Origin of the sequence: Providencia sp. JUb39, assembly GCF_012272845.1 — a bacterium.
Taxonomy (GTDB): domain Bacteria; phylum Pseudomonadota; class Gammaproteobacteria; order Enterobacterales; family Enterobacteriaceae; genus Providencia; species Providencia lanzhouensis.
The window spans coordinates 2,385,982-2,406,262 of record NZ_JAAWXD020000001.1 but is presented as its reverse complement, the minus strand read 5'-3'; the positions used below and the strand labels follow the sequence as shown (position 1 = coordinate 2,406,262).

The 20,281-nt window shown below is 41.6% G+C and carries 22 protein-coding genes, 1 tRNA gene and 2 pseudogenes; 24 read left to right on the top strand and 1 reads right to left on the bottom strand.

Annotated features, from left to right (window positions below):
* Position 1 precedes the first annotated feature (1 nt).
* The 19 genes and pseudogenes from HFU86_RS11120 to HFU86_RS11030 all read left to right on the top strand — a co-directional run bounded on the left by HFU86_RS11120 (position 2) and on the right by HFU86_RS11030 (position 17,720).
* A complete protein-coding gene (locus tag HFU86_RS11120; protein ID WP_154599477.1) occupies positions 2 to 1,231 on the top strand; it encodes a phage portal protein in 1,230 nt (409 codons plus the stop codon).
* Positions 1,209 to 1,853 carry an HK97 family phage prohead protease gene (locus HFU86_RS11115; protein WP_154599501.1) on the top strand — a complete coding sequence of 215 codons (645 nt, stop codon included), beginning with the start codon at positions 1,209 to 1,211 and terminating at the stop codon, positions 1,851 to 1,853. The genes HFU86_RS11120 and HFU86_RS11115 overlap by 23 nt, the downstream gene beginning before the upstream one ends.
* A gap of 11 nt (positions 1,854 to 1,864) precedes the next feature.
* Positions 1,865 to 3,073 carry a phage major capsid protein gene (locus HFU86_RS11110; protein WP_154599478.1) on the top strand — a complete coding sequence of 403 codons (1,209 nt, stop codon included), beginning with the start codon at positions 1,865 to 1,867 and terminating at the stop codon, positions 3,071 to 3,073.
* A gap of 146 nt (positions 3,074 to 3,219) precedes the next feature.
* Positions 3,220 to 3,806, top strand: a pseudogene (locus HFU86_RS11105) (Rha family transcriptional regulator).
* A gap of 43 nt (positions 3,807 to 3,849) precedes the next feature.
* Entirely contained in the window at positions 3,850 to 4,152 is a 303-nt protein-coding gene (locus HFU86_RS11100) for a head-tail connector protein (protein WP_154599480.1), read from the top strand.
* An 11-nt stretch (positions 4,153 to 4,163) separates the two neighbouring features.
* Positions 4,164 to 4,490, top strand: a complete 327-nt coding sequence (locus tag HFU86_RS11095) for a phage head closure protein (RefSeq protein WP_154599481.1) — start codon at positions 4,164 to 4,166, stop codon at positions 4,488 to 4,490.
* A complete protein-coding gene (locus tag HFU86_RS11090) occupies positions 4,477 to 4,866 on the top strand; it encodes a hypothetical protein (RefSeq protein WP_187129270.1) in 390 nt (129 codons plus the stop codon). Before HFU86_RS11095 ends, HFU86_RS11090 begins: the two co-directional genes overlap by 14 nt.
* Positions 4,863 to 5,276: an HK97-gp10 family putative phage morphogenesis protein gene (locus tag HFU86_RS11085; RefSeq protein WP_154599483.1), complete on the top strand. Its 414-nt coding sequence runs from the start codon at positions 4,863 to 4,865 to the stop codon at positions 5,274 to 5,276. The genes HFU86_RS11090 and HFU86_RS11085 overlap by 4 nt, the downstream gene beginning before the upstream one ends.
* A 22-nt stretch (positions 5,277 to 5,298) precedes the next feature.
* On the top strand, positions 5,299 to 5,763 hold the full coding sequence (locus HFU86_RS11080) for a major tail shaft subunit (RefSeq protein ID WP_036983293.1): 465 nt from the start codon (positions 5,299 to 5,301) through the stop codon (positions 5,761 to 5,763).
* Complete coding sequence (locus HFU86_RS11075) at positions 5,763 to 6,107, top strand: hypothetical protein (RefSeq protein WP_036975543.1); 345 nt, start codon at positions 5,763 to 5,765, stop codon at positions 6,105 to 6,107. Before HFU86_RS11080 ends, HFU86_RS11075 begins: the two co-directional genes overlap by 1 nt.
* Before the next feature lie 225 nt (positions 6,108 to 6,332).
* Complete coding sequence (locus HFU86_RS11070) at positions 6,333 to 9,278, top strand: phage tail tape measure protein (protein ID WP_187129269.1); 2,946 nt, start codon at positions 6,333 to 6,335, stop codon at positions 9,276 to 9,278.
* 2 nt (positions 9,279 to 9,280) lie between these two features.
* Positions 9,281 to 9,874 carry a hypothetical protein gene (locus tag HFU86_RS11065; RefSeq protein ID WP_154636881.1) on the top strand — a complete coding sequence of 198 codons (594 nt, stop codon included), beginning with the start codon at positions 9,281 to 9,283 and terminating at the stop codon, positions 9,872 to 9,874.
* The gene (locus HFU86_RS11060) at positions 9,874 to 10,455 is read left to right on the top strand and encodes a hypothetical protein (RefSeq protein ID WP_154636882.1); all 582 of its coding nucleotides are present in this window, start codon (positions 9,874 to 9,876) and stop codon (positions 10,453 to 10,455) included. The genes HFU86_RS11065 and HFU86_RS11060 overlap by 1 nt, the downstream gene beginning before the upstream one ends.
* A gap of 41 nt (positions 10,456 to 10,496) precedes the next feature.
* On the top strand, positions 10,497 to 10,871 hold the full coding sequence (locus HFU86_RS11055; protein WP_154636883.1) for a hypothetical protein: 375 nt from the start codon (positions 10,497 to 10,499) through the stop codon (positions 10,869 to 10,871).
* Between the two features lie 56 nt (positions 10,872 to 10,927).
* Positions 10,928 to 11,326 carry a DUF6950 family protein gene (locus HFU86_RS11050; protein WP_154636884.1) on the top strand — a complete coding sequence of 133 codons (399 nt, stop codon included), beginning with the start codon at positions 10,928 to 10,930 and terminating at the stop codon, positions 11,324 to 11,326.
* On the top strand, positions 11,327 to 14,203 hold the full coding sequence (locus HFU86_RS11045; RefSeq protein WP_187129268.1) for a phage tail tip protein J-related protein: 2,877 nt from the start codon (positions 11,327 to 11,329) through the stop codon (positions 14,201 to 14,203). It begins immediately after the preceding gene.
* Positions 14,200 to 15,291 (top strand): hypothetical protein, encoded by a 1,092-nt coding sequence (locus tag HFU86_RS11040; protein WP_187129267.1) that lies wholly within the window; start codon positions 14,200 to 14,202, stop codon positions 15,289 to 15,291. The genes HFU86_RS11045 and HFU86_RS11040 overlap by 4 nt, the downstream gene beginning before the upstream one ends.
* 9 nt (positions 15,292 to 15,300) lie before the next feature.
* Complete coding sequence (locus tag HFU86_RS11035) at positions 15,301 to 15,462, top strand: hypothetical protein (RefSeq protein ID WP_187129266.1); 162 nt, start codon at positions 15,301 to 15,303, stop codon at positions 15,460 to 15,462.
* Positions 15,463 to 15,470: 8 nt separating this feature from the next.
* Positions 15,471 to 17,720, top strand: coding sequence for a phage tail fiber protein (locus HFU86_RS11030; RefSeq protein ID WP_187129265.1), 2,250 nt, complete (start codon positions 15,471 to 15,473; stop codon positions 17,718 to 17,720).
* A 37-nt stretch (positions 17,721 to 17,757) separates the two neighbouring features.
* On the opposite strand, the gene HFU86_RS11025 is transcribed toward HFU86_RS11030, so the two are convergent.
* Positions 17,758 to 18,036 carry a DinI-like family protein gene (locus tag HFU86_RS11025; RefSeq protein WP_187129264.1) on the bottom strand — a complete coding sequence of 93 codons (279 nt, stop codon included), beginning with the start codon at positions 18,034 to 18,036 and terminating at the stop codon, positions 17,758 to 17,760.
* 793 nt (positions 18,037 to 18,829) lie between these two features.
* Between HFU86_RS11025 and HFU86_RS11020 the strand changes: the two genes are divergently transcribed.
* The 5 genes and pseudogenes from HFU86_RS11020 (at position 18,830) to HFU86_RS11005 (ending at position 20,255) form a co-directional block, all read left to right on the top strand.
* Positions 18,830 to 19,063, top strand: coding sequence for a hypothetical protein (locus HFU86_RS11020; RefSeq protein ID WP_154599176.1), 234 nt, complete (start codon positions 18,830 to 18,832; stop codon positions 19,061 to 19,063).
* A 263-nt stretch (positions 19,064 to 19,326) separates the two neighbouring features.
* On the top strand, positions 19,327 to 19,539 hold the full coding sequence (cspE, locus tag HFU86_RS11015; RefSeq protein WP_036975560.1) for a transcription antiterminator/RNA stability regulator CspE: 213 nt from the start codon (positions 19,327 to 19,329) through the stop codon (positions 19,537 to 19,539).
* Positions 19,496 to 19,669 (top strand): annotated as a pseudogene (gene ymcF / locus HFU86_RS20150) (cold shock small protein YmcF); the annotation flags it as partial. The gene cspE and the pseudogene ymcF, both read left to right, overlap by 44 nt.
* 208 nt (positions 19,670 to 19,877) lie before the next feature.
* Positions 19,878 to 20,033 (top strand): hypothetical protein, encoded by a 156-nt coding sequence (locus HFU86_RS11010; RefSeq protein ID WP_154599177.1) that lies wholly within the window; start codon positions 19,878 to 19,880, stop codon positions 20,031 to 20,033.
* Positions 20,034 to 20,177: 144 nt separating this feature from the next.
* Positions 20,178 to 20,255 (top strand) — tRNA-Asn (locus HFU86_RS11005).
* The last annotated feature ends 26 nt before the right edge of the window (positions 20,256 to 20,281 follow it).

Genomic DNA, 20,281 nt, shown 5'->3' with positions numbered 1-20,281 from the left:
TATGTTTTTTCCTGGTCTATTTCGTAAATCCAGTGAAGGGATGACATCTCATGAACTGAGTGAGCTTATCGGTCTTTCTTATAATACCTATTCAGGACGAAAGGTTAGCTCACAACTCGCCATGCAGCTAACAGCTGTATTCGGTTGCGTTCGCGTTCTAGCTGAATCAGTCGGAATGCTACCTTGTTCTTTATATGAGCAATTAGAGCGGGGGAATCGACGAGCTACCCGCGAACGATTGAATAAATTACTGTCAGTAAAACCTAATAACTACATGACTCCGCAAGAGTTTTGGGAGTTATTGATTGCCTGCTTATGCTTGCGAGGGAATTTTTACGCCTACAAAGTCTACGCACTGGGTGAGGTGGTGGAATTATTACCCCTTGACCCAGGCTCGGTGGTACCGAAGCTAAACAGCCAGTGGGAACCTGAATATCAGGTGACGTTCCCCAACGGTGAGAGCAAAACATTATCACAGGCTGAAATTTGGCATGTTCGTATTTTTACATTGGATGGGTTAACGGGGTTAAGCCCTATTGCTTATTCCAAGCAAGCTATTGGTCTCGGTTTGGCAACCGAAGAGCATGGCGCCCGTCTATTTGGTAACGGTGCAGTGACTAGTGGCGTACTCCAAACAGATCAGGAACTTTCAGACCCTGCTTTTAACCGGTTAAAAAATGATTTTGAAGCGAATCATCAAGGGCTAACGAATTCCCATAAACCTATGATTTTAGAAATGGGGCTGAAGTGGCAGCAAATCAGTTTATCCGCAGAAGATGCTCAGTTTCTTGAAACGCGAAAATTCCAGCTCGAGGAAATTTGCCGTATTTTCCGCGTGCCACTTCATTTAGTGCAGAACACCGATAGGGCCACATTTAATAACATTGAAAACCTTGGGATCGGGTTTATCAATTACTCCTTGGTTCCCTACCTTATTCGTATTGAGCAGCGTATCAATATTGGTTTAGTCAAACCAAGCAAACACGGTATTTTCTATGCCAAATTTAATACAGGCGCACTGCTTCGTGGGGACATGAAATCTCGATTTGATGCCTATGCAACGGGTATCAACTGGGGGATCTATTCACCGAATGAATGCCGTGAACTGGAAGAACTTAATCCGCGTGAAGGTGGTGATATCTATCTTACGCCACTAAACATGACCACAAAGCCAGAATCCTCAAAACAGGAGGGAAAAACGCATGTCGATGATGACCAAACAACGACTTGATGTACCACTGAAAATTAAGTCAGTCAGCGACTCGGGAGAGTTTGAGGGCTATGGCTCGGTTTTTGGCGTGAAAGACAGCTACTCCGATATTGTGATGCCGGGGGCTTTTCTTAACTCACTGAATCAGTGGCAAGAAAAAGGGTCTCTTCCTGCAATGCTTTGGCAGCACAACATGTCTGAGCCGATTGGTATTTATACCGAAATGCGGGAAGACAGCACAGGGCTCTATGTCAAAGGGCGATTACTCACTGATGACGACCCCTTATCCAAGCGCGCGCATGCTCACATGAAGGCCGGATCATTATCCGGTCTTTCTATTGGGTACATCCTCAAAGATTGGGAGTATGACCGCAATAAAGATGCCTTTCTATTGAAAGAAATCGACCTGTGGGAGGTCAGTTTAGTGACATTTCCCTCAAACGATGAAGCCCGAGTCAGTGATGTGAAATCGGCATTTGCTCGAGGCGAATTACCCACACAAAAAAGTATTGAGCGAGTCCTGCGCGATGTTGGGCTTTCGCGAACACAAGCCAAGGCCTTTATGGCTAAAGGCTACGATGCGCTTTCTCTGCGTGATGCTGAGCAAGAAGCTATCGACACATTGAAATCCATTTTTAAATAAAGGTACATATTATGGCTGTAGATCATAAAGACGTTAGTGAAGTTGCGCAGGAACTGAAAGGTAAATTTGAAGAATTCACCCAAAAGAATGATAAGCGCATCGAAGCAATTGAATCGGAAAAAAGTAAGTTATCAGGTCAAGTTGATACGCTGAACGAAAAATTAACTGAATTAGATGAGTTAAAAACTAACTTAGAAGCAGAGTTAGCTGCAGTTAAGCGACCAAATGGTGGCACGGTAAATAAGGATGTTGCTGAGCATAAAACGGCATTTGAGCAGTTTGTGCGCAAAGGTAAAGAAGAAGGGCTTGCTGATTTAGAGCGTAAAGCGATGCAAGTTGGCTCAGACCCCGATGGTGGTTTTGCCGTACCTGAAGAGCTCGATCGCAATATTATCAGCATGCTTCGCGATGAAGTGGTTATGCGTCAAGAGTGTAATGTCGTGACTGTTGGTTCACCTAACTTTAAACGTTTGGTGAATCAGGGTGGCACGAATAGTGGCTGGGTGGGTGAGGTGGATAAGCGACCTGAAACTAAAACCCCAAAACTGGCGTCCATTGAGCCTGTGTGGGGCGAGATTTACGGTAATCCAGCAGCAACACAAACGATGCTTGATGATGCGTTCTTTGATGTTGAGCAGTTTATCACGGGGGATTTGACCATTGAATTCGCCGAGCAAGAAGAAGCCGCCTTCACCAATGGAGATGGTATCAAAAAGCCAAAAGGTTTATTGGCATATGGTAGCGATGATAAAGCTGATACAGAACGCGAGTGGGGCAAGTTACAACATTTGTTACTCAAAAAGCCAACGGAAGTCACTGCTGATGAAATCATGAAGCTGATTTATACCATGCGCAAGGTCTATCGCTCCGGCGCCAAGTTCATGATGAACAACAATACTCTGTTCCAAGTTCGTACGTTGAAAGATGCGCAAGGAAATTACTTGTGGCAACCGGGCTTGCAATTAGGGCAGCCTTCCGCATTGCTGGGTTACGGCATTGCTGAAAATGAGCAATTTTCGGATGTTGTTGCTGAATCAACGCCAATTGCATTTGGTAACTTCAAACGTTGCTACACCATTCTGGATCGCATGGGTGTCCGTATGCTGCGTGACCCATACACCAACAAGCCGTTTGTACATTTCTACACGACCAAGCGTGTTGGTTCGATGATGGTTGATAGTAATGCAGTGAAAGTATTGAAAGCAGCTGCAGCGAAATAATCACAACGTAAATTAATGGCGGCATAATTGCCGCCTTTTTATGCCTCTCTTTTGCGTACCACATACGCACCATTTTTAAACATCGAACCGTTATTTAGGAATGAGCCTTTGAGGAGATCAGTTATAGCTGATACTGCTTCGATGGGCTGATCTCTTATGTGGCAAAGGTTCATTTCTAAGTAAGGACAGTATCATGTCAACTAAATTAGTGAATTATACAGATTTAGACCTCCGCGCAATGATTTCTGCAAAAGATGGAGAACCGGTAACTGATACATTTAAAATAGCTGAGGTGTTCAATAGACGTCATGCTGATGTCCTCCGAGCCTTGGCGAAGTGTCATTGCTCAGATGAATTCAGGGCTGCGCATTTTTTCGTTTCCGAGAAAATCAATGAGTTAGGTATTTTTGATAAAAAACAAAAATACTATGTTATGGATTTTAGCGGGTTCGTTATGCTGGTAATGGGATTCAGCGGATCTAAAGCTGGTCAGATAAAAGAGGCGTACATCAATGCATTCAACTGGATGAAAGGGAAACTTAGCGAACTAAATAATTCCCTTGAGGCTGAAAGTAACGCTGTAATGCTTGAGTATATGAAAGAAAAGGATGTAGCTAGTATGTCTGGTCGGTTATTAAATCGATGGGGAAGAGTAAAAAAGCCACAGTTACTATCAAGAATAAGCAAACTAGAGCAAAAGCGGCAATTGTGCATTTCATTTGCCAGTGAATAAAAGTGAATAGGTCGCTCAGCGGCCTTTTTTTATTGGAGGCTTCATGCCATTGCCCACATTGGAGAAGTTAAAAGCGCAATGTCGGATTGACGATGACAGTGCAACAGAAGATGACTTGCTGATCACGTATATGCTGGCGGCTAAGAAGCGGGCAGAAAACTACGTCAACAGAACGCTTTATGATGGTGATATTCCTGAATCCGATCCAGATGGTTTGCAGATCTCGGAGGATATTGAGTTGGCCATTATGCTGGCGGTGGGTCATTTCTATGAAAATAGAGAAACAACGGGAATGTCTGCCGGGTTTAAAGCTCTATTGGAGCCATATCGCTATATTAATATTTAGGGGGGGGGGATATGAAAGCGGGCGAACTCAATAAGCGGATTTTGTTATCGCGTATCGAGGAAGTGAGGGATGAGTTCGGCGTCCCTAAATCTAGTTTGGTGAAAGTCAAAGAGGTTTGGGCAAAAGCGGAGGCGATGTCTAACCGGAAAATACGCACCGCCGATCAACAGCAGGTTATTGAAACGTACCAATTCACTATTCGACCACGCAGCGACGTTAATATCGGGTGGATCATCACTTATCAAAACCGCAACTTCACGGTTCGCGCTGTTGATAGAAACCAGTCAGACCGACTAATCATAACGACGGAGGCTGACAATCAGCATGATAGAAACTGACATTAAAGCCGATTTGGAGCGACTAACTGGATTAAAGACATATCCGTTAGGGCTGCCATCCGATGTGTTGGAAGGGGTTATTTATCAGCGCATCAGCGACCCTAAAGTGCTTACTGGGCTCGCTAAAACCTCCCTTGTTCAATCGCGCTTTCAAATCACCTTCCAGATCCCCAATGATTATGCCAAAGCATTGAAGCTAGAGGCCTTAGTACTTAAAGATTGGGAAAACATTACGCACGGTCATATCGGATCATATCCAGTACAAACCGTTCAGCGTGGGGCCTTCATGCAGTCACGAGAGGAGCAGACAGATAAGCGCGTTATTTTCAGAGTGATGCGTGATTTTGTTCTTACTTATCCAGAGGACGCCACATGAGAATGACGGTCGAAGTGAAGGGGTTAAAAGACCTGGAGTATGAGCTAAATAAACTAGGAGAAGAAATTACCACAAAGGTGTTAAGGCAAGCGGGGCGAGAGGCAATGACACCCGTGTTGGACGATATGAAAAAGCATGCTGGTTATGATGCGACAAGCGAAGCTGAACACATGAGAGACAGCATCAAAATTACGACCACAAGCCGAATGAAGGACAACAAAACACTCTCTGTCATGACAGTAAGAGTGGGTCCTACTAAAGCGCATTATATGAAAGCAAAGGCGCAAGAATTTGGCACCATCAAACAGATACCGAATCCATTCATCAGACCTGCGTTGGATTATAACCGTCAATTTATTCTCAACACACTTGCATCGGAAATACGTGCAAGCATCGAAAAATATCGTTAATTAAACTATTGGAGCTATCAATATGGCTGATAAAAAATCATCCCCTGAATATGCAATGTTGCCTGCCGGCACTATCGTTAAATTTGGTAAACCGGGTGATACCGTTGAGCAGATGAAAGCACTGGAAAACTGCAAAGCAACAGGCGCAACGGGGCTAACTGGCGGGTTTGTTGATTGCACTACGCTTATCGATAAAAACAAACAATCAATCTCTGATTTACCGGATGGACCTGAAAAATCACTTGGGTTTATCGATGATCCAGAGAATGCGGATTTTGCTGCATTTTTGAACGCTGCGAATGCCCGTGAAGTAGTGCAGTTTTACCTTGAGCTACCTAACAAACGTACAGCAACCATGATTTTGGCATTATCTGGCTGGGAAATGAATAGCCTTGAAGCGCCTGCGAATGAGGTTATCCAAATTACTGTAAAAGGTAAGCAAAATAACATCACATGGGGTGTTGCTACTGCTGGAGGTACAGAATAATGTCTCTGAAGTCATCTCTTCTGAAACCTACACCCCACATTGAAGAACATTCAATTTTAGGTACCAAAGTCTTTCTTCGCCGGCTAACAATTGCTGAGCTTGATGAATATGAGCATGACCTTCAGGAAGCTCAAAAAACCGGATTTAGTTCAGACGCTAGTAAGGCTGGTGCTAAGTTGATTTTAAAAGCGATTTGCGATGAAAAAGGTAATCCAATCCCTGAAGATGAGTTACCTACAGCGGATGAATTAGTGACGGTACACGATACGCCAACACTACTTTCTGCGATGGCATTCGTACAAAAATACAGTTATGGCTCGGTTGAGGAAGCTAAAAAAAACTAACCAACTCACCCTATCTTAAGTTGATTTTCCAACTGGCTGACAGGTGGGGTGAGCCAGACCCACGCAAAATAGCACAATTGCCTGCAGATATTATCACTCACTGGCAGGCTTTTTTCTCTCATGAGCCTGATCAGGAGCCGGAGCAAGGCGAACACCCTCCAATAACCCAAACACCGCTTCCATCAAATGTGGAAGAGCAGTGTAATAATGTCATGAGGATCTTAAATGGCTGACGTTGCAAGTTTAGCGGTTGCGTTACACCTCAACGCAGCCTCTTTTAAATCACAAGTCTTTGATGCGTATGACTCTGCGCGAAAAGAATCCCAAAAATTCGCACAAGCAGCAACGAAAGATGCGGGTAACACAGCGGAAAGATTATTAGAAGTGTCAGCCAGTGCCAGAAAGGCGGGTGCTGATTTATCTGCTTCTGGCCAATTGGCGAGACACTCACAACTTGGATTTGCTCAACTAAGAAATGCACTTACCAGTGTTTCTGCGGGTTCATCGGTAGCGACCAGTAGTTTAATTGGGGGTTTTATTCCTGCACTGGAACGCTCATTAGAGAACGTCAACAGTGTTAAATTTTCTTTAGCAGAACAGCAGCGAGTCGCACAAGAAGCCGCGAGAGAGGCTATTAATTTATCTCGTGCTCAAATCGAAGGGGCTCAAGCGGATAGAAAAAGCGCCCAAGAAAAAATCAATCTTGCAGCAAAAATGCGTGATGAAGCCATTGCCCGCAGAGAGCAAGCTTTTGCACTCGATGAGTATTTAGAGCGACAAGTTGAAGTGAATAAGCAGCATGGTATATCAGTCAGCTATGCTGAGGATCATGCTAAAAACGCACGCATTATCAGTGAGGCAAATATTGCCGAAGCCGATGCCAAGAAGCGAATGCAGAGTGCGTCTAATGCCATTATTTTGGCTGATAAAAGCGAGCTTGATGGTAAGAAAAATCTAGCAGCTGCGACAGTTCAATTATCCGATGCCAGCAAAGAACTAACCTTCTCACAGCGGGCAGCGGCGAATAGTGCCAGTTTGTTTAAAAGTGCATGGGGCATGATGGGGGGCGCTGTTGGTATTAGCATTATGGCGTCAGCGGGTGCCTTTACTTATTTATACTCTCAATATCAGCAAGCCGAAGAGCGCCAAAAAGCCTTCAATGCAGCCTTGCAAAAAGGCGGGTTAGGGCTTGTAACAACCGCCTATGATCTACGAAATCTAGCGAATGAGCTAGGTGGAACTGCAGAAGCTTATAAATCTGTGACTGCCGCAGCTAGTGCGGGTTTTTCTGGTGATTTGCTTCACCAAGTTTCAGAGCTTGGTGTTCAGATGGAAAAGTCTGGTGGTAGCGTTGATTTGCTTATTAGTAAATTGGTTTCTATAGGTGAACAGCCATTAACTGGAATAAAAAAACTAATTGATGAAGGCGTTGTTGTCGAATCAGATATTGTTCAGCGCATCGCGCTACTTGAAAGAGAAGGAAAAACAAGAGATGCTTCCGAATTAGCTCAAATATCGACACTGCAAGCTAAGGTAAAAGCGGAAAATACGCAAAGTGAAGTGCTAAAAGCACAAAAAAATGAGGTTGAATCTCTTAGGCGTAGCTATCAAGGACTATATGAGGTAACTAACGGTAGTAATTATGTAAAAATAAATACACAAGTGAATAATGCATTCTTAGAGGAAACAATAAAACTAAAAAAAGAACAGGCGCAAATACAAGAAAAGCAATTATTAGAGCAAAAAGAAGCTGCATATAAACAACTTGAGATAACTACAAATTTTAATGCAGCATTTAAAGCAGGAACAGATCAGCAAAAGGAACGCTCTGAAAGGCAAAAGCAATTCAAAGAGATGTTGGATAAGGGCACTATTTCCGCAAATGAATATCAACAAGCCATAAAAGGGCTGGATAAGTTATTTACTGCCCCAAAGAAAACAGGTAGCAACCCTGTTGTTGATGAAGGAAAGCAGCGTATAGAACAGCTTTTGCAACAAGGTGCCGCACTACGAGCTCAATTGGAAGAAACTGAAGGTCTTACTGCATCAGAGCGTAAGCTTGCTTCCTTTGAACAAGAATTAATTGGATTGCAAGGGCAGCATTTAAATGCTCGACAAAAAAGCATCCAATCACACCATGTTGAGATCCGCACACAGTTACTAAAAAACGCTGAGTTAGAAAAAGAAATTAAATTTAAGGAGTTGCGAAAGAAATTTGATGACCAAAATTTTGAGGTTATGCAAAAAACGTCAAAAATTAGTCAAGATGCAACAAATCAAATCTTGCAAATGACGATGAGTCAAAATGCTTATGATTTAATGCTTGAAGAGCAGCGTATTCAAGATGATTTCAGGCAAAGACGCTATCAATTGGACAAGGAAGTTTCAGATAAAAAATCTCAACTCTATGCTGACCAAACGGCATTTTTACTTCAAGAAGAGCAAAAGCAGTTAGAAATTGTTCGTCAATCGTCGAAAGATAAATCTAGAGATCAGAAGGATGCTTACAAAGGAATGGCTAGAGGTGTGCAAGATTTTGGCAATACAGCTGAAAATGTTTATGACCAAATGCGATCTATTAGTAATTCAGCCCTCAGTGACATGTCAGGTATGCTGGCTAACTTCGTTGCGACAGGGAAATTAAACTTTGCCGATTTTGCCCAATCAGTAGTGACTGAAATTACTAAAATGATCTTCCAGATGATGATCTTCAATGCTCTAAAAGCAGGTTTTACTGGTACCGCTTTTGGTGATGCAATGGGACTAAAAGCCACACCAAATGCCAAAGGTAATACTTATGAGTCTCCTGGATTAAGCGCCCATCGTAATAGTATTGTGAAATCTCCAACGTTATTTCCTTTTGCTAAGGGTGGCGTTCCTGGGATGGGGTTAATGGGTGAGGCTGGACCAGAGGCGATTATGCCATTAACTCGCGGAAGGGATGGTTCGCTAGGCGTTAGGGTTCTAGGGTTGGAGCAAGCACAATCAGCCGCGCCAAGTATTATTATTCATCAAACATTCCACGTTACTGGCAATGGTGATCAGGCTCTTTATGATGCAATGCAAGAAGCTGCAAAGATGGGGGCAAAGCAAGGTTCAGATGACGCTTTAGCTAAAATACAGCGTGATTTTATGACGAGAGGAAAAATCCGAGGATCCCTTGAGAGGTAATCATGGTATTAGAGTGGCCAGAAGCCGTTGTGCCAGCAACAATGAACTGGCAATTAATCAGCAATAGTAAATCATTTGCGTCTGTTTTTACCGGAAGCGTGCAAACAGTGCGCTTTCCTGGTAGCCGTTGGCGCTGCACATTAACCTTTAATAATCTTACCGAGCAATTATCACGCGATCTAGAGGTTCTTATGGCGGCGCTTGATGGTGAAAGTGGCCGAGTAAAAATTAGTAATTGGTTGCGTCAAGGATTGATTGGAAAAGGTGAAGCAAGAATAAGTACCGCCAATCAAACAGGTAAAATATTACAAACTAAAGGATGGATAGCTAGTTCAATTATATTGCGTAAAGGCGATTATTTGACGGTTGGTAATGAGTTGAAAATGGTCACTGATAATGTCATTAGTGACAAAGAAGGGAATGCAGTTATCCCTATTTCACCTATGTTAAGGGTTTCTCCAGCAGCCAATGATAAATTAGAAACTGTGCGTCCATTTGGAGTTTTTAAATTAACCAGCAATGATCAGGGTAATTTTCAATACAGACCGGGCGTCTTTTCTAATGTAACAATTACGTTTGAGGAGGCGTTATTCTAATGCTTTATCATCCATTTTCTAACAGCATGGTCAAAGCAATTAATGATGGGGCTGAATTAGTCATTGCTGCAAAACTTGATTTGAAGTCAGGGGTAACAAGAGCCCATACCGGGATTGGCAATTTGATTATTGCGGGGGAAGTCTATTTAGGCGTGGGTTCTTTGGGGAGCATAGAAACAGTTTCGGAAAGTAACACCACAAGCCCACAACAACTTATCTTGTCACTTTCTGGTTTTGACTCACTTTTAATTGCCGATGTTATGAATGAGCGAAGTCGTGGTAGAAATGTCAGTTTAATGCTGGTGGCTTTAGGTGGTGATGGGAAACCCGCTGTAGCTGAAATTGTGTTCGCTGGTCAAATATCAAATATTGGTGTGACTACGGGTAATAATAACGAAGTTGCCGTGACGGTATCAAACCGCTTTGAGCGATGGTCACAAGGTTTGCCTGATAGATTCACCGATGAATCATGGACAAAGAGGCACACGGGTGATCGTATTTTTCGTTATGTTGCACAAATGGCGGAGCGTGCTATCTATTGGGGTAGCAAAAAAGATGCGCCAGCATTTATTTATAAGTGATTTGTCGTTACTCTTGAAAAAAAACTGTATAGGATATTCGAGTGAACAAACAATTAATGATTAGCTCTGCAGTTGTAGTTGGCGTGGTTGTCGCTGTTTTTATTTATCGAGAGGCTTCTGTATCTCAGTCATCCATATATGAAGCTGTAGAGAAAAAAGTTTCTAGTAAAATGACGGATCCTTCATCAGCAATTTTTAGAGATTTTGAATCTCACTCAAATGAGTCTAATGGTAAATCAAAAAATGTTACTGTGTGTGGGTATGTGAATTCCAAAAACATATATGGTGGGTATGCTGGCAGTAGAATGTTTATATCCACAGTGGCAATAGATGGGTATAACATTGATGTTGGATCTGTAATTATTTCTAATAGTGCTGAACAAGATAAAGCCATATTAGAAATGTGCAAAAAATAATTATTCGAATTCCATAAACCCGCTTCGGCGGGTTTTTTTATGCCCGGAGATCAGCAATGCGACATCCTAACTGGACAACCAGACTCCCTGAAACCTTACAAAAAGCAACACAAACGCCATTTTCATGGGGTGAGCACGATTGCTGCTTATTTGCTGCGGATTGTGTGATTGCGCTCTGTGATTTTGATCCCTGTGAAAAAGTGCGTGGAAGATATAAAACTCGCACCGGCGCAATGCGTGTTTTAAAAACGGAGTTCGGTGATATTGAGTCTGCGCTTTTAAATCACTTTCTTGAAATTCCAGTTAATCAAGCAATGCGTGGCGATATCGTCATGTTTAACGGCGATGATGGGAAGACGCTTGGCGTTATATGGGCAAATAAAGTTTGGGCGGTTACCGAGTCAGGAGCAATGCCAGTTAATCATCAACCAGTCAAAGCATGGAGAGTAGAGTAAATGGGAAAGACGGTCACTAACATTGTCTCTGCTGGGTTGATGATTGCAGGGGTCATTGCCACAGGTGGATTGGGTACAGCATTAATCGTAGCGGGTATTGCTGTGCAAGCGGCTGGTACTATGATCTTCAAAGATAAAATGCCATCGATGAGCTATCGGGACCAATCTGAACGAAAACAAATTCTACGCTCTGCGGTTGCATCAGAAACTATTATTGTGGGGAAAACGGTGTGTTCTGGTTTATTGTTTTTCGCAGAAGAAGAGCGCGGCGAACAAGATGAAAATGAACGTCTATTTATGGCATTAGCCATTGCTGCACACAAAGTTGATCACATCGGCAAGATTTGGCTGAATGATGATTTGATAGGAGTTTTCGGCGATAAAGCGGGTTATGAGTTTCATAACTCCCGGACTGATTGTGACCCATACATGCTAAAGAATGCACCATCATGGAAAGAGGACATGATCGGGGATGGTTTGGCATGGTTACGATTAACACTGAGATACGATGCTGAAAAATTCCCGTACGGTGTGCCAAACGTCAAAGTAGAGGTTTGGGGTAAGCAGCTATTCGATCCTCGCACGAATAAAACAATCTGGAGCAACAATGGGGCGCTGGTCGTTCTCGATTTTTATCGTAGTTATCTTGGTGTGCCTGATGCTGATATTGATTTTGAGTCATTTAAGGTCGCTGCAGATCTGTGTGACGAACAAGTCGTTAGCCCAGAAGGTGTTGCCGAACCACGCTACACAATTAATGGGGCCTATGAACTTTCTGAATCTCCAGCATCGATACTCGATCACATGCACAAATGCATTGCAGCGGAGCCGACCTATGTAGCTGGAAAGCACGGGATTTTAATGCAGGCTTACAATGGTCCTGCAGTATTACGCATTGAACCGAATCAAATCATTGATACCGTTAACATCACGCCGGAACTGGCTTTACGTGATGCCACTAATGCGATTTATGGGACGTTTGTTGATGCTGAACAGTTGTACATCAAAACTGACTTTGAGCCTGTCATTATCGAAGAATGGATTGATGAAGATGGGTTAGAAATCAAAGAGAACATGGATTACCGGTTTGTCACTAGCCCATACCAAGCAGCTAGGCTTTCTAATTTATATCTACGGAAAAAGCGTGCAGGTCGCCGTGTTCAATTGCGCATGAACATGGATGGTTACGCTTACCGACCAGGAGAGGTTGTTTTATTAAATCTTCCCCATATTGGCATTCAAAACCTTGAGTTTCGTGTCGCTGAATGGAAATTTCACCCACAGGAGGGTGTTGATATTCTCCTCGAGGAGGACGGTGCTTATATCTATGAAGACGTGATCGGCAAGCCATTTGTTAGACCACCGTTTACCGTGCTGCCTACTGGCGGTGTTGCACCACCATTAAATCTTGCTTTCGTACCGGTTAGCATCGGTGAGATTGTGCAAGGGTATTTGAGTTGGAAATCAGCTGCTGCAGATGTTCGCTACAATACAGTGAACATTATACAAGATGGAAAAGTGGTTCAATCAATTCAGGTGCCGCAAGATAGAGTCGATTTGTCAGGGCTTGTTCGTGGATCGTATCGCGCTGAAGTTCGTTCAATTAATGCCGCTGGCGCCATGTCTGCACCCGCCATTATTGATTTTGATATTCAAGCCCCACCCAAGCCAGTCAGTGCCGAAGTCACCGGCGGAATGTTCTCATTAACGTGCGTTCCGCGCGCGGGTGAATCAGCACAACATGGCTATACGTTTGAGTTCTGGTTCAGCGACAAGAAGCTGGCCAACACTAACGATTTGGAAGTTACAACAAAATCAAATCGATTAGGGCAAGGGCAGTTCTGGACGAAAGAGAATTTAAAAGCGGGTACCGATTATTGGTTTTATGTTCGAACGGTCAATAGTTACGGAAAGTCACCCTTTGTCGAAGCGGCTGGGCAAGCCAATGCATTGCCTTCGGATATCATCGAAGAAATGGGCGGGCAGTTTATGACGACCGAAGCTGGTAAGAGGCTGGAAGATCAGCTTTATTGGCTTTCTGAGTCCAACCTAATCAACGGCGCTGCAACGTTTGAAGTCCAGCAGGATTTATTCACTAAGCATGGCCAGTCGATGGCGCAAATTAAGCGCTTAGACCGTGTGTTTGCTGATGCAAATTTGGCATGGGCGCAATCTATTGTTGAAGTTAATGCGTCAATAAATGGCGTTAAAGCAGGGGTTATCAAAAATGACCAAGCCATTGCTGATCTAGATAAAGCATTTTCTAAATCAGTCACTGAATTAGAAAGCTCAATTGGTGAAGTGAAGTCCGGTGTTGTTAAAAACGATCAGGCTATAGCGTCATTAAACAAGTCGTTTGCGGAATCACAAACGCAGGTTCAGTCAAAGCTTGATGAACAGATGGCGATTGTTAATACCAAAGCGACAACCGAATTTACTGCAAAAGGTGAAGGCTACGCAACGTGGGATGTGAATGCAGGAGTTTGGTACAACAAGCAATTTTACAAAGCAGGTATGGTGATTAGCGCGGAAGTGAAAGCAGGAAAAGTCGATACATACATTGGCTTTATGGCGAATAATTTTGCGTTTATCAACCCTGCTAATGGTAGCTTTGAGACATTTATGTACATGAAGAACGGTCAGATGTTCGTGAAAGATGCATTCATTGAGAAAGCGTATATTCAAGAAATCATTGTTGGTACCGATATGCGCTCTAAGAACTATGTACCGGGCAAATCAGGTACGCGTATCGACATGAACACGGGTGTTTTTGAAACGAACAGCAACGAAGGGGATTACTCAGTTATTCGAAACAGTAAGGGTGATTACTTCAAGTACAAGGACACATACATCATTGAGTTAGGATGGTTCTTATGATTGATAAATTGTATGGACTAAAAATAAGAAATCTTGATGGTAGCGAATTTATTTTCAATGAGAAAACAGCGCCAGCCACAAATCTATGGACTCGCTATGTGACTCGGCGTGATGGCATAACTCCCGATGGAGGTTGGTTAACCTACAAATGGACATGTCCAAATGAGGTGCCAGATGGTTACGGGTTTCAGGTTGTATCATTTAGATCCGCCGAGGTAACTTTCAGGCAAGTGGGGGATAGGAGATATGTGTCAGGGACGAGAGATAAAATGATATACAGTACCAGCAATCGAAAAATTACGGTTATGGGGCTGCATGACTATGACCTTAATTATGTAAAAATCATCGCCTTTCCTACCGCTGAATCTCAAAAAGTGACCAGTGGCTTCGGTTTAAAAGTATCGGGAAGTTCTATTTTTCTTGAAAAGACACCACCATTGGGTTATGCCTACGCAACTCATAAAGCAAAAGTGTATATCGATAAGTTTTTTGATATAGGCAAAGTATTTCCGGGATTGACGATAGAGAATGCTATTTTCTTTTTTTACACCGATGATAATAAATCATTCATTCGGCTTGAGGCTTCTAACGTAACCAGTTGGGAGGAGCTTAAGTGGTGGAGATATGTGAGCCGTAATAGGAACAGTACCGGTATTACTGATTATTCTTCAGCGTGGTATTGGGTGATTGCGTTTACCAACGTACCTAGTGAGCAACTCGATACTCCGGGGTTTGGGCTTAAAATTCGCAACATCAACGAGAAAAAGGTGACTTTTAACTCACAAATGGGCGTAATGACCCGACCGATTACGCTCCCTTCAAATCAGATCCCAATCAATAGTGGCATAAGTATTGATGATATACGTCGTCCTATGTATACGCCGACAGTGGTGGGAGAAGTTTTTTCAAGCAATGGAGGTTTGGGATGGTGGCGGGACCTCAATATAGGGAATATTGGTGAGTCTGAGGTTGGCTTATTACTGACGAGCACATTACAAGATCGTGGTCATCACGGTGATTATACAGTAGCGAGAACGGCACTCCCGGCTATTTTTCTAGACGCAGCAGACTACTTCCCATTCCCATAAGGTAATCCAATGAAAAAAATCAACTATGCGATTCTCGTAGGGATCGTTGCGCTTATTGTTGCCTGCAAATCGCCAGTAACGGTGAGTCATAACCCATGTGATGGCATGTTTACGGCCACAAAAAATAACGGAAATTTTGAATTTAAACAGCAAGATTGCTTAAAGAAATAGGGATAACCATGATTTATCAAACAGGCACAATCGCAACCACGGCAGGACAAACAAAAATAAAAGGTACCGGAACGCGCTGGAAAGATAACTTAGCCGGTATCTCCGAAGGCTGTCCTATTTCTTATCTCATCAATAATGTTGTGTACATGAACACCGTGCTATCCGTGAATTCAGATACAGAGATTAACCTCACTTATCCGGTACCGATTGCAGCCACTGCTGCGAAGTATCAGATTGCGACATTCGTTCTGGACAGCATGAGCGATGGTGTCCGCAAGATGCTAGCGAATCAGCAGTATATCCAGTATTTCTTGCGCAACATGGATGCATGGTTAACGCAAGACGGCATTGTTGAAGTCAAAACACCGACTGGGGAAACAGTAAGGCTTGAGAGTCTTGTTGAGCTGAAAAAACAAATGGATAACAAGCTCGATAAAACTGGCGGCACCATAACGAAAAATAGTGACGCACTAAATTTAAGAAATATCTCGGAAAATCAGGCGCTATTTTTGAGCTTTCAGAAGATGGACGGGAAACGCCGGGGGTATATCGGCGCCCCTAACGATAAGGATAGACTTGCGTTCGTTAATGACATCGCTGGAACAGCTTTAGTATTGACAGAGGACGGAAAGCTAACTTGGCAAGGTAGAGACTTAGCAGCCCTTAATCGTGTTACTGGCGAAGCTAGGGCGGCGGCAAGCTGGTTTGCTGGTCAATCTGGTGGTGGAGCTACTTTTATTAAAATATGTACAATAGGGGTTGGGGATGCTTCCTCCCAAGCTCAGCGTTATCAAATTTTTGTTACAAACACATCTTCTTCTGGGTACTCATCATCTGGCGCAGGGAGTGAGAATGAACAACACTTTGGTATTATCAATTTAACTATTGGGAATGGACAAAAACCTGAAAAGAATATCCTCGGTTCTTACTTCTGTACTGGTCATTTTGACATCGGTAGTACGACCATTGCTCCAGTGCTGATAAAACAAGTTAATGCGTATAAAGCTGAGATATGGTTGAGAGCTGGTAACTATACCAACTACACATGCTTAGCCAATACACAAGGGGATATTGAAATATCCCAGCATGTAACGGATGCAACTCTTGTTCCTGTAAATAACGGGGTGCAATCTGCCTATTATATTGCAAATGTAAAAATGCTTGCGACAGCTGACAACCGTGGTTGGGTTGAAAGTAGGGATACAATTAAAGTTACTGGTTCTGGTGACTACCCTAGAATGAACCTGATTAGAGCAGACGGGTCTTATATATCTTTAGAAACAGCTCCGAAAACTTTTCCAAATACTTTTAACATAATTCATAGAGAAGCGAACAACACCAACATCGCGGTGATAGGGGTTCCAAACAAGAGTGGTACTTTGATGCAAGTTGGAGATTTTGGCTGGGGCGGCAAGGGGGAGGGCGTCGCATGGAACTGGACTACAGCCAGTGTCACTGAACATTTCAGAGCAAATGCGTCTACGATATGGAGAACAGAAGCTGCTAACGATTGGACATTTAGATACTGCCCAAATCTTATGTTTAAAACGGGTGACACTTTCGCTAACATCGGGGTTGATATATATACTGGCATTGTTAAGGCTAGTGCTGGCATTACAGCTAATACAACAACGTACAAAACGAATCTTCTATATGGCACGGCAAACACCACTAAAGATGCAAACGGAAACTTAAAAGCAGCCTCGCCAATCATTAAAGTTTATTCAGACCATGTCGAACTAAACGATGAATCAGAAGGTGTAGAGCTAGAAAAACTCGGTACCGGGCGCTATAAGCTCAAAGGCACTCTCGGTATGAACTCTGACGCATCATGGGGCGGTATTCATGGTGGCTTAGTGGTACCGAATGGGATTAACAATTTACCTCTAGTGTGGGCTGACTTTGACGTGCTACCCGATGGTGACATCATCATTGAAACCCGCTATAGAAAGCACACTCTTCATCCTCGACTCGAAGCTCAGCGCTTAATGACTTATCCAGAGTTTCTCGATGAGAATGATGTTGAGCGTGAAGACTATGACTATTGCGACATCCCAAATGGTCACTGGATTGATGTTCGTGTGAATATGCCAAGTGATTCTATCTACAATCAGAAGCTAGCTGAAGCAGAGCGATTAGCGAAAATTGAAGCGGAACGGGTAGCGAAAGAAGAGGCTGAAAAAGCTGCGCGTGAGGAAGCTGAGAGATTAGAGGAAGAATCTAAACAAGAACAAGCAAGTAAACTAGAAGGGGAATAACTAAGGTGCGCCAGCTCGAGTGGTTGGCGCATCTAGATCACTTATCAAAATATTCCACTTCGGCTTCTTGGGTTTCAGGCATCCAATCTCCATCATTCCAAATTTCTTCCAGCGTTTCTTCAATGTAGGTTTTCTTTTCGTTCTTACCAAGGCCATCAATAGAAACATTAGCTTGAGATCCCCAACTAATATCGATATTTAAATCAGGGTATTTTGGGGTCAATCTTTTTGTGATCTCATTTCTCAATGCGTCGAAAGTCCCCACAGGTAATTTACCTTTCATGCTTGCAGCGAAGCGAACTTTAATAGTAACCATCGTACATTCTCCTTGCATAAAGCGCTGTATATAAAAACAGTTAAATTATAACTGTGATTATATACAGTAAAATATTAATGGAGATCAAGAAATAAGGTAAAATTTATCTTATGGCTAAGAAAATGACTTCCCCAAAACCATTTAAAGAATATCGTTAAATCAAGAGGTTAAATGATAGTTGAAAATGACATAAAACCAAGGGTTAATGCCATTTAAATAGCTATGAATCAATAAGTTAAGTTATTATTAAACGCATGAATAAAATATAAATATAGAATTTATTTTCTAAAAATAAGATTAGCTAAAAGTAAAAAGATAATAAAAAATTGTTATCAATTGTATGTATAGTGAGTAAGCATTTTAATTATTAAAGTTTTTAAATGAAATGCTTCCTAACTTAATGTTTTTATTTATAAAATTATTAATTAAGTTAATGTATAGATAGTGTGTTATAGTACATTAAATAATCATACCTCATTGCTATAAAGCAAATCTTGCTTTCGCAAGCTTTTATCTAACAAATAGATGCGGTATCCAAGGGAAGTAATTCCTAAGGGACTACCTATGAATTTATCTACATTGTACCGAAACATTTTATCACTTACAGGAAATGCTTTAATAATAGTTGTATTACTGTTAGCTGCATTTTCACTTGTATACTGGATGTAAGACTATTCTGCAGATCACGGAAATAAAAGGTATTTAGCCTCTGAAAACTAAGTGTAGAGGTTTAAAACCATCGATTATGGGGATTGTTAGTGTGCTTCCTCTCGTATAGCTTAATGGAGAAAAAATGAACTATTACATTCAGACAATGATGGAACCACAGGGTAGTTATAAAATGCATAAGATTGGATGTAAGAATATGCCTATAGCTGTAAATAGATTTTATCTGGGTAACTTTTTAAATGCTATGCAAGCAATTAAAATGGCTAAAAAATCAGGTTATGAAGTTGTAAAAATATGCTCTAGCTGTATAAATAGTGGTATAACGAATTCAAATAAATCGCTAAATATGGCTTTTTAATTTGCATTTATACTATCAATAGTAAGCTTTTCTGAAAAAGGAGTGAAATATAAAATTTGCTATTATTGTGTTTGTGTGGCCTAATGGTTTAACTGGTTTGGAAGTACAGGCCTATTTATGCTAGTCAGTTTAAAGTCGTTCACCATTTAGCGTTATCTAAGATACCCTTCATTGCGAATTCCTTCTAATTAATTCCCATAAGTAAAAATAAAAAACAAACCTAATATGCCTTGTGGCAAACTTAAAAAATTAAAGGAAATTCTATGTCTAATACAATGACTGGTTCAGTAAAATGGTTTAACGACGATAAAGGTTTTGGTTTCATTACTCCAGCTGATGGCTCTAAAGATGTATTTGTTCATTTCTCTGCAATTCAGAGTGATAACTTCAAATCTTTAATTGAAGGTCAGCAAGTTTCATTCATCATTGAAAATGGTGCAAAAGGTCCTGCTGCAGGACAAGTGGTGGCGCTTTAAAGACACTATAAAAATCTATCTGTACTTTAAATGTCCTTGCTGTAGTGGATCTCAATATAGAACCTCACAGTTTGATATTTCAGTAAATAATCCACATGGGGCTAAATGCATTTTTTGCAAAAGCTCAATGAAAGCAAAAGTTTGCTGATTAAAATTTCAATAGCACTTAAAACCTCGTTACAACGAGGTTTTTTTATTTAAATCGTATTTATTTAAATGGATGTGTTAAGGTTAAGGAATAATTATACCTCATTGCTATGAATAGCAAATCTTGCATCCGCAAGCTTTTATCTAAAAATAAATGTGGTATCCAAGGGATATTTACCCAAGGTATACTAATGAAAAAGCAAACAGTTCAGTGTTTAGTTGTAACTATTTATAAGAACATACTCATTTTGGCTGTGTTAACTATAGCGATCCTTGGTGCAATTTATTTCTTTGATACGCCATCATTAAATAAGCTTGGTAATGGGTATGTGTTTTCTAACAATTAACTCATAAGGTGTATTCTGTGAACTGGTTTCCTCTTTATCGACGTATTGTTATATATTCAGGAAATATATTTGTAGTAATTATATTAGTAGGGATATTAATTTTGATTACTTCATATGTAGTTAATTTATTTAAATGATTTTTTCCCACCATTAACTCAACTGGAAGAGTATTTAGCCTTATTAAGTCTAAGAGTCGAGGTTCGATGCCTCGATGGTGGTCCATTTCCTTAATTAATGATATTACTATT

What these genes read in the sequence shown, in the direction of transcription:
- HFU86_RS11010 (WP_154599177.1), top strand. Translation starts at nt 19,878, where the DNA reads ATGAAAAAGCAAACAGTTCAGTGTTTAGTTGTAACTATTTATAAGAAC.
- HFU86_RS11120 (WP_154599477.1), top strand. Translation starts at nt 2, where the DNA reads ATGTTTTTTCCTGGTCTATTTCGTAAATCCAGTGAAGGGATGACATCT.
- HFU86_RS11080 (WP_036983293.1), top strand. Translation starts at nt 5,299, where the DNA reads ATGGCTGATAAAAAATCATCCCCTGAATATGCAATGTTGCCTGCCGGC.
- HFU86_RS11045 (WP_187129268.1), top strand. Translation starts at nt 11,327, where the DNA reads ATGGGAAAGACGGTCACTAACATTGTCTCTGCTGGGTTGATGATTGCA.
- HFU86_RS11040 (WP_187129267.1), top strand. Translation starts at nt 14,200, where the DNA reads ATGATTGATAAATTGTATGGACTAAAAATAAGAAATCTTGATGGTAGC.
- HFU86_RS11090 (WP_187129270.1), top strand. Translation starts at nt 4,477, where the DNA reads ATGATAGAAACTGACATTAAAGCCGATTTGGAGCGACTAACTGGATTA.
- HFU86_RS11100 (WP_154599480.1), top strand. Translation starts at nt 3,850, where the DNA reads ATGCCATTGCCCACATTGGAGAAGTTAAAAGCGCAATGTCGGATTGAC.
- HFU86_RS11065 (WP_154636881.1), top strand. Translation starts at nt 9,281, where the DNA reads ATGGTATTAGAGTGGCCAGAAGCCGTTGTGCCAGCAACAATGAACTGG.
- HFU86_RS11075 (WP_036975543.1), top strand. Translation starts at nt 5,763, where the DNA reads ATGTCTCTGAAGTCATCTCTTCTGAAACCTACACCCCACATTGAAGAA.
- cspE (WP_036975560.1), top strand. Translation starts at nt 19,327, where the DNA reads ATGTCTAATACAATGACTGGTTCAGTAAAATGGTTTAACGACGATAAA.
- HFU86_RS11095 (WP_154599481.1), top strand. Translation starts at nt 4,164, where the DNA reads ATGAAAGCGGGCGAACTCAATAAGCGGATTTTGTTATCGCGTATCGAG.
- HFU86_RS11060 (WP_154636882.1), top strand. Translation starts at nt 9,874, where the DNA reads ATGCTTTATCATCCATTTTCTAACAGCATGGTCAAAGCAATTAATGAT.
- HFU86_RS11115 (WP_154599501.1), top strand. Translation starts at nt 1,209, where the DNA reads ATGATGACCAAACAACGACTTGATGTACCACTGAAAATTAAGTCAGTC.
- HFU86_RS11025 (WP_187129264.1), bottom strand. Translation starts at nt 18,036, where the DNA reads ATGGTTACTATTAAAGTTCGCTTCGCTGCAAGCATGAAAGGTAAATTA.
- HFU86_RS11070 (WP_187129269.1), top strand. Translation starts at nt 6,333, where the DNA reads ATGGCTGACGTTGCAAGTTTAGCGGTTGCGTTACACCTCAACGCAGCC.
- HFU86_RS11035 (WP_187129266.1), top strand. Translation starts at nt 15,301, where the DNA reads ATGAAAAAAATCAACTATGCGATTCTCGTAGGGATCGTTGCGCTTATT.
- HFU86_RS11110 (WP_154599478.1), top strand. Translation starts at nt 1,865, where the DNA reads ATGGCTGTAGATCATAAAGACGTTAGTGAAGTTGCGCAGGAACTGAAA.
- HFU86_RS11085 (WP_154599483.1), top strand. Translation starts at nt 4,863, where the DNA reads ATGAGAATGACGGTCGAAGTGAAGGGGTTAAAAGACCTGGAGTATGAG.
- HFU86_RS11020 (WP_154599176.1), top strand. Translation starts at nt 18,830, where the DNA reads ATGAACTATTACATTCAGACAATGATGGAACCACAGGGTAGTTATAAA.
- HFU86_RS11050 (WP_154636884.1), top strand. Translation starts at nt 10,928, where the DNA reads ATGCGACATCCTAACTGGACAACCAGACTCCCTGAAACCTTACAAAAA.
- HFU86_RS11030 (WP_187129265.1), top strand. Translation starts at nt 15,471, where the DNA reads ATGATTTATCAAACAGGCACAATCGCAACCACGGCAGGACAAACAAAA.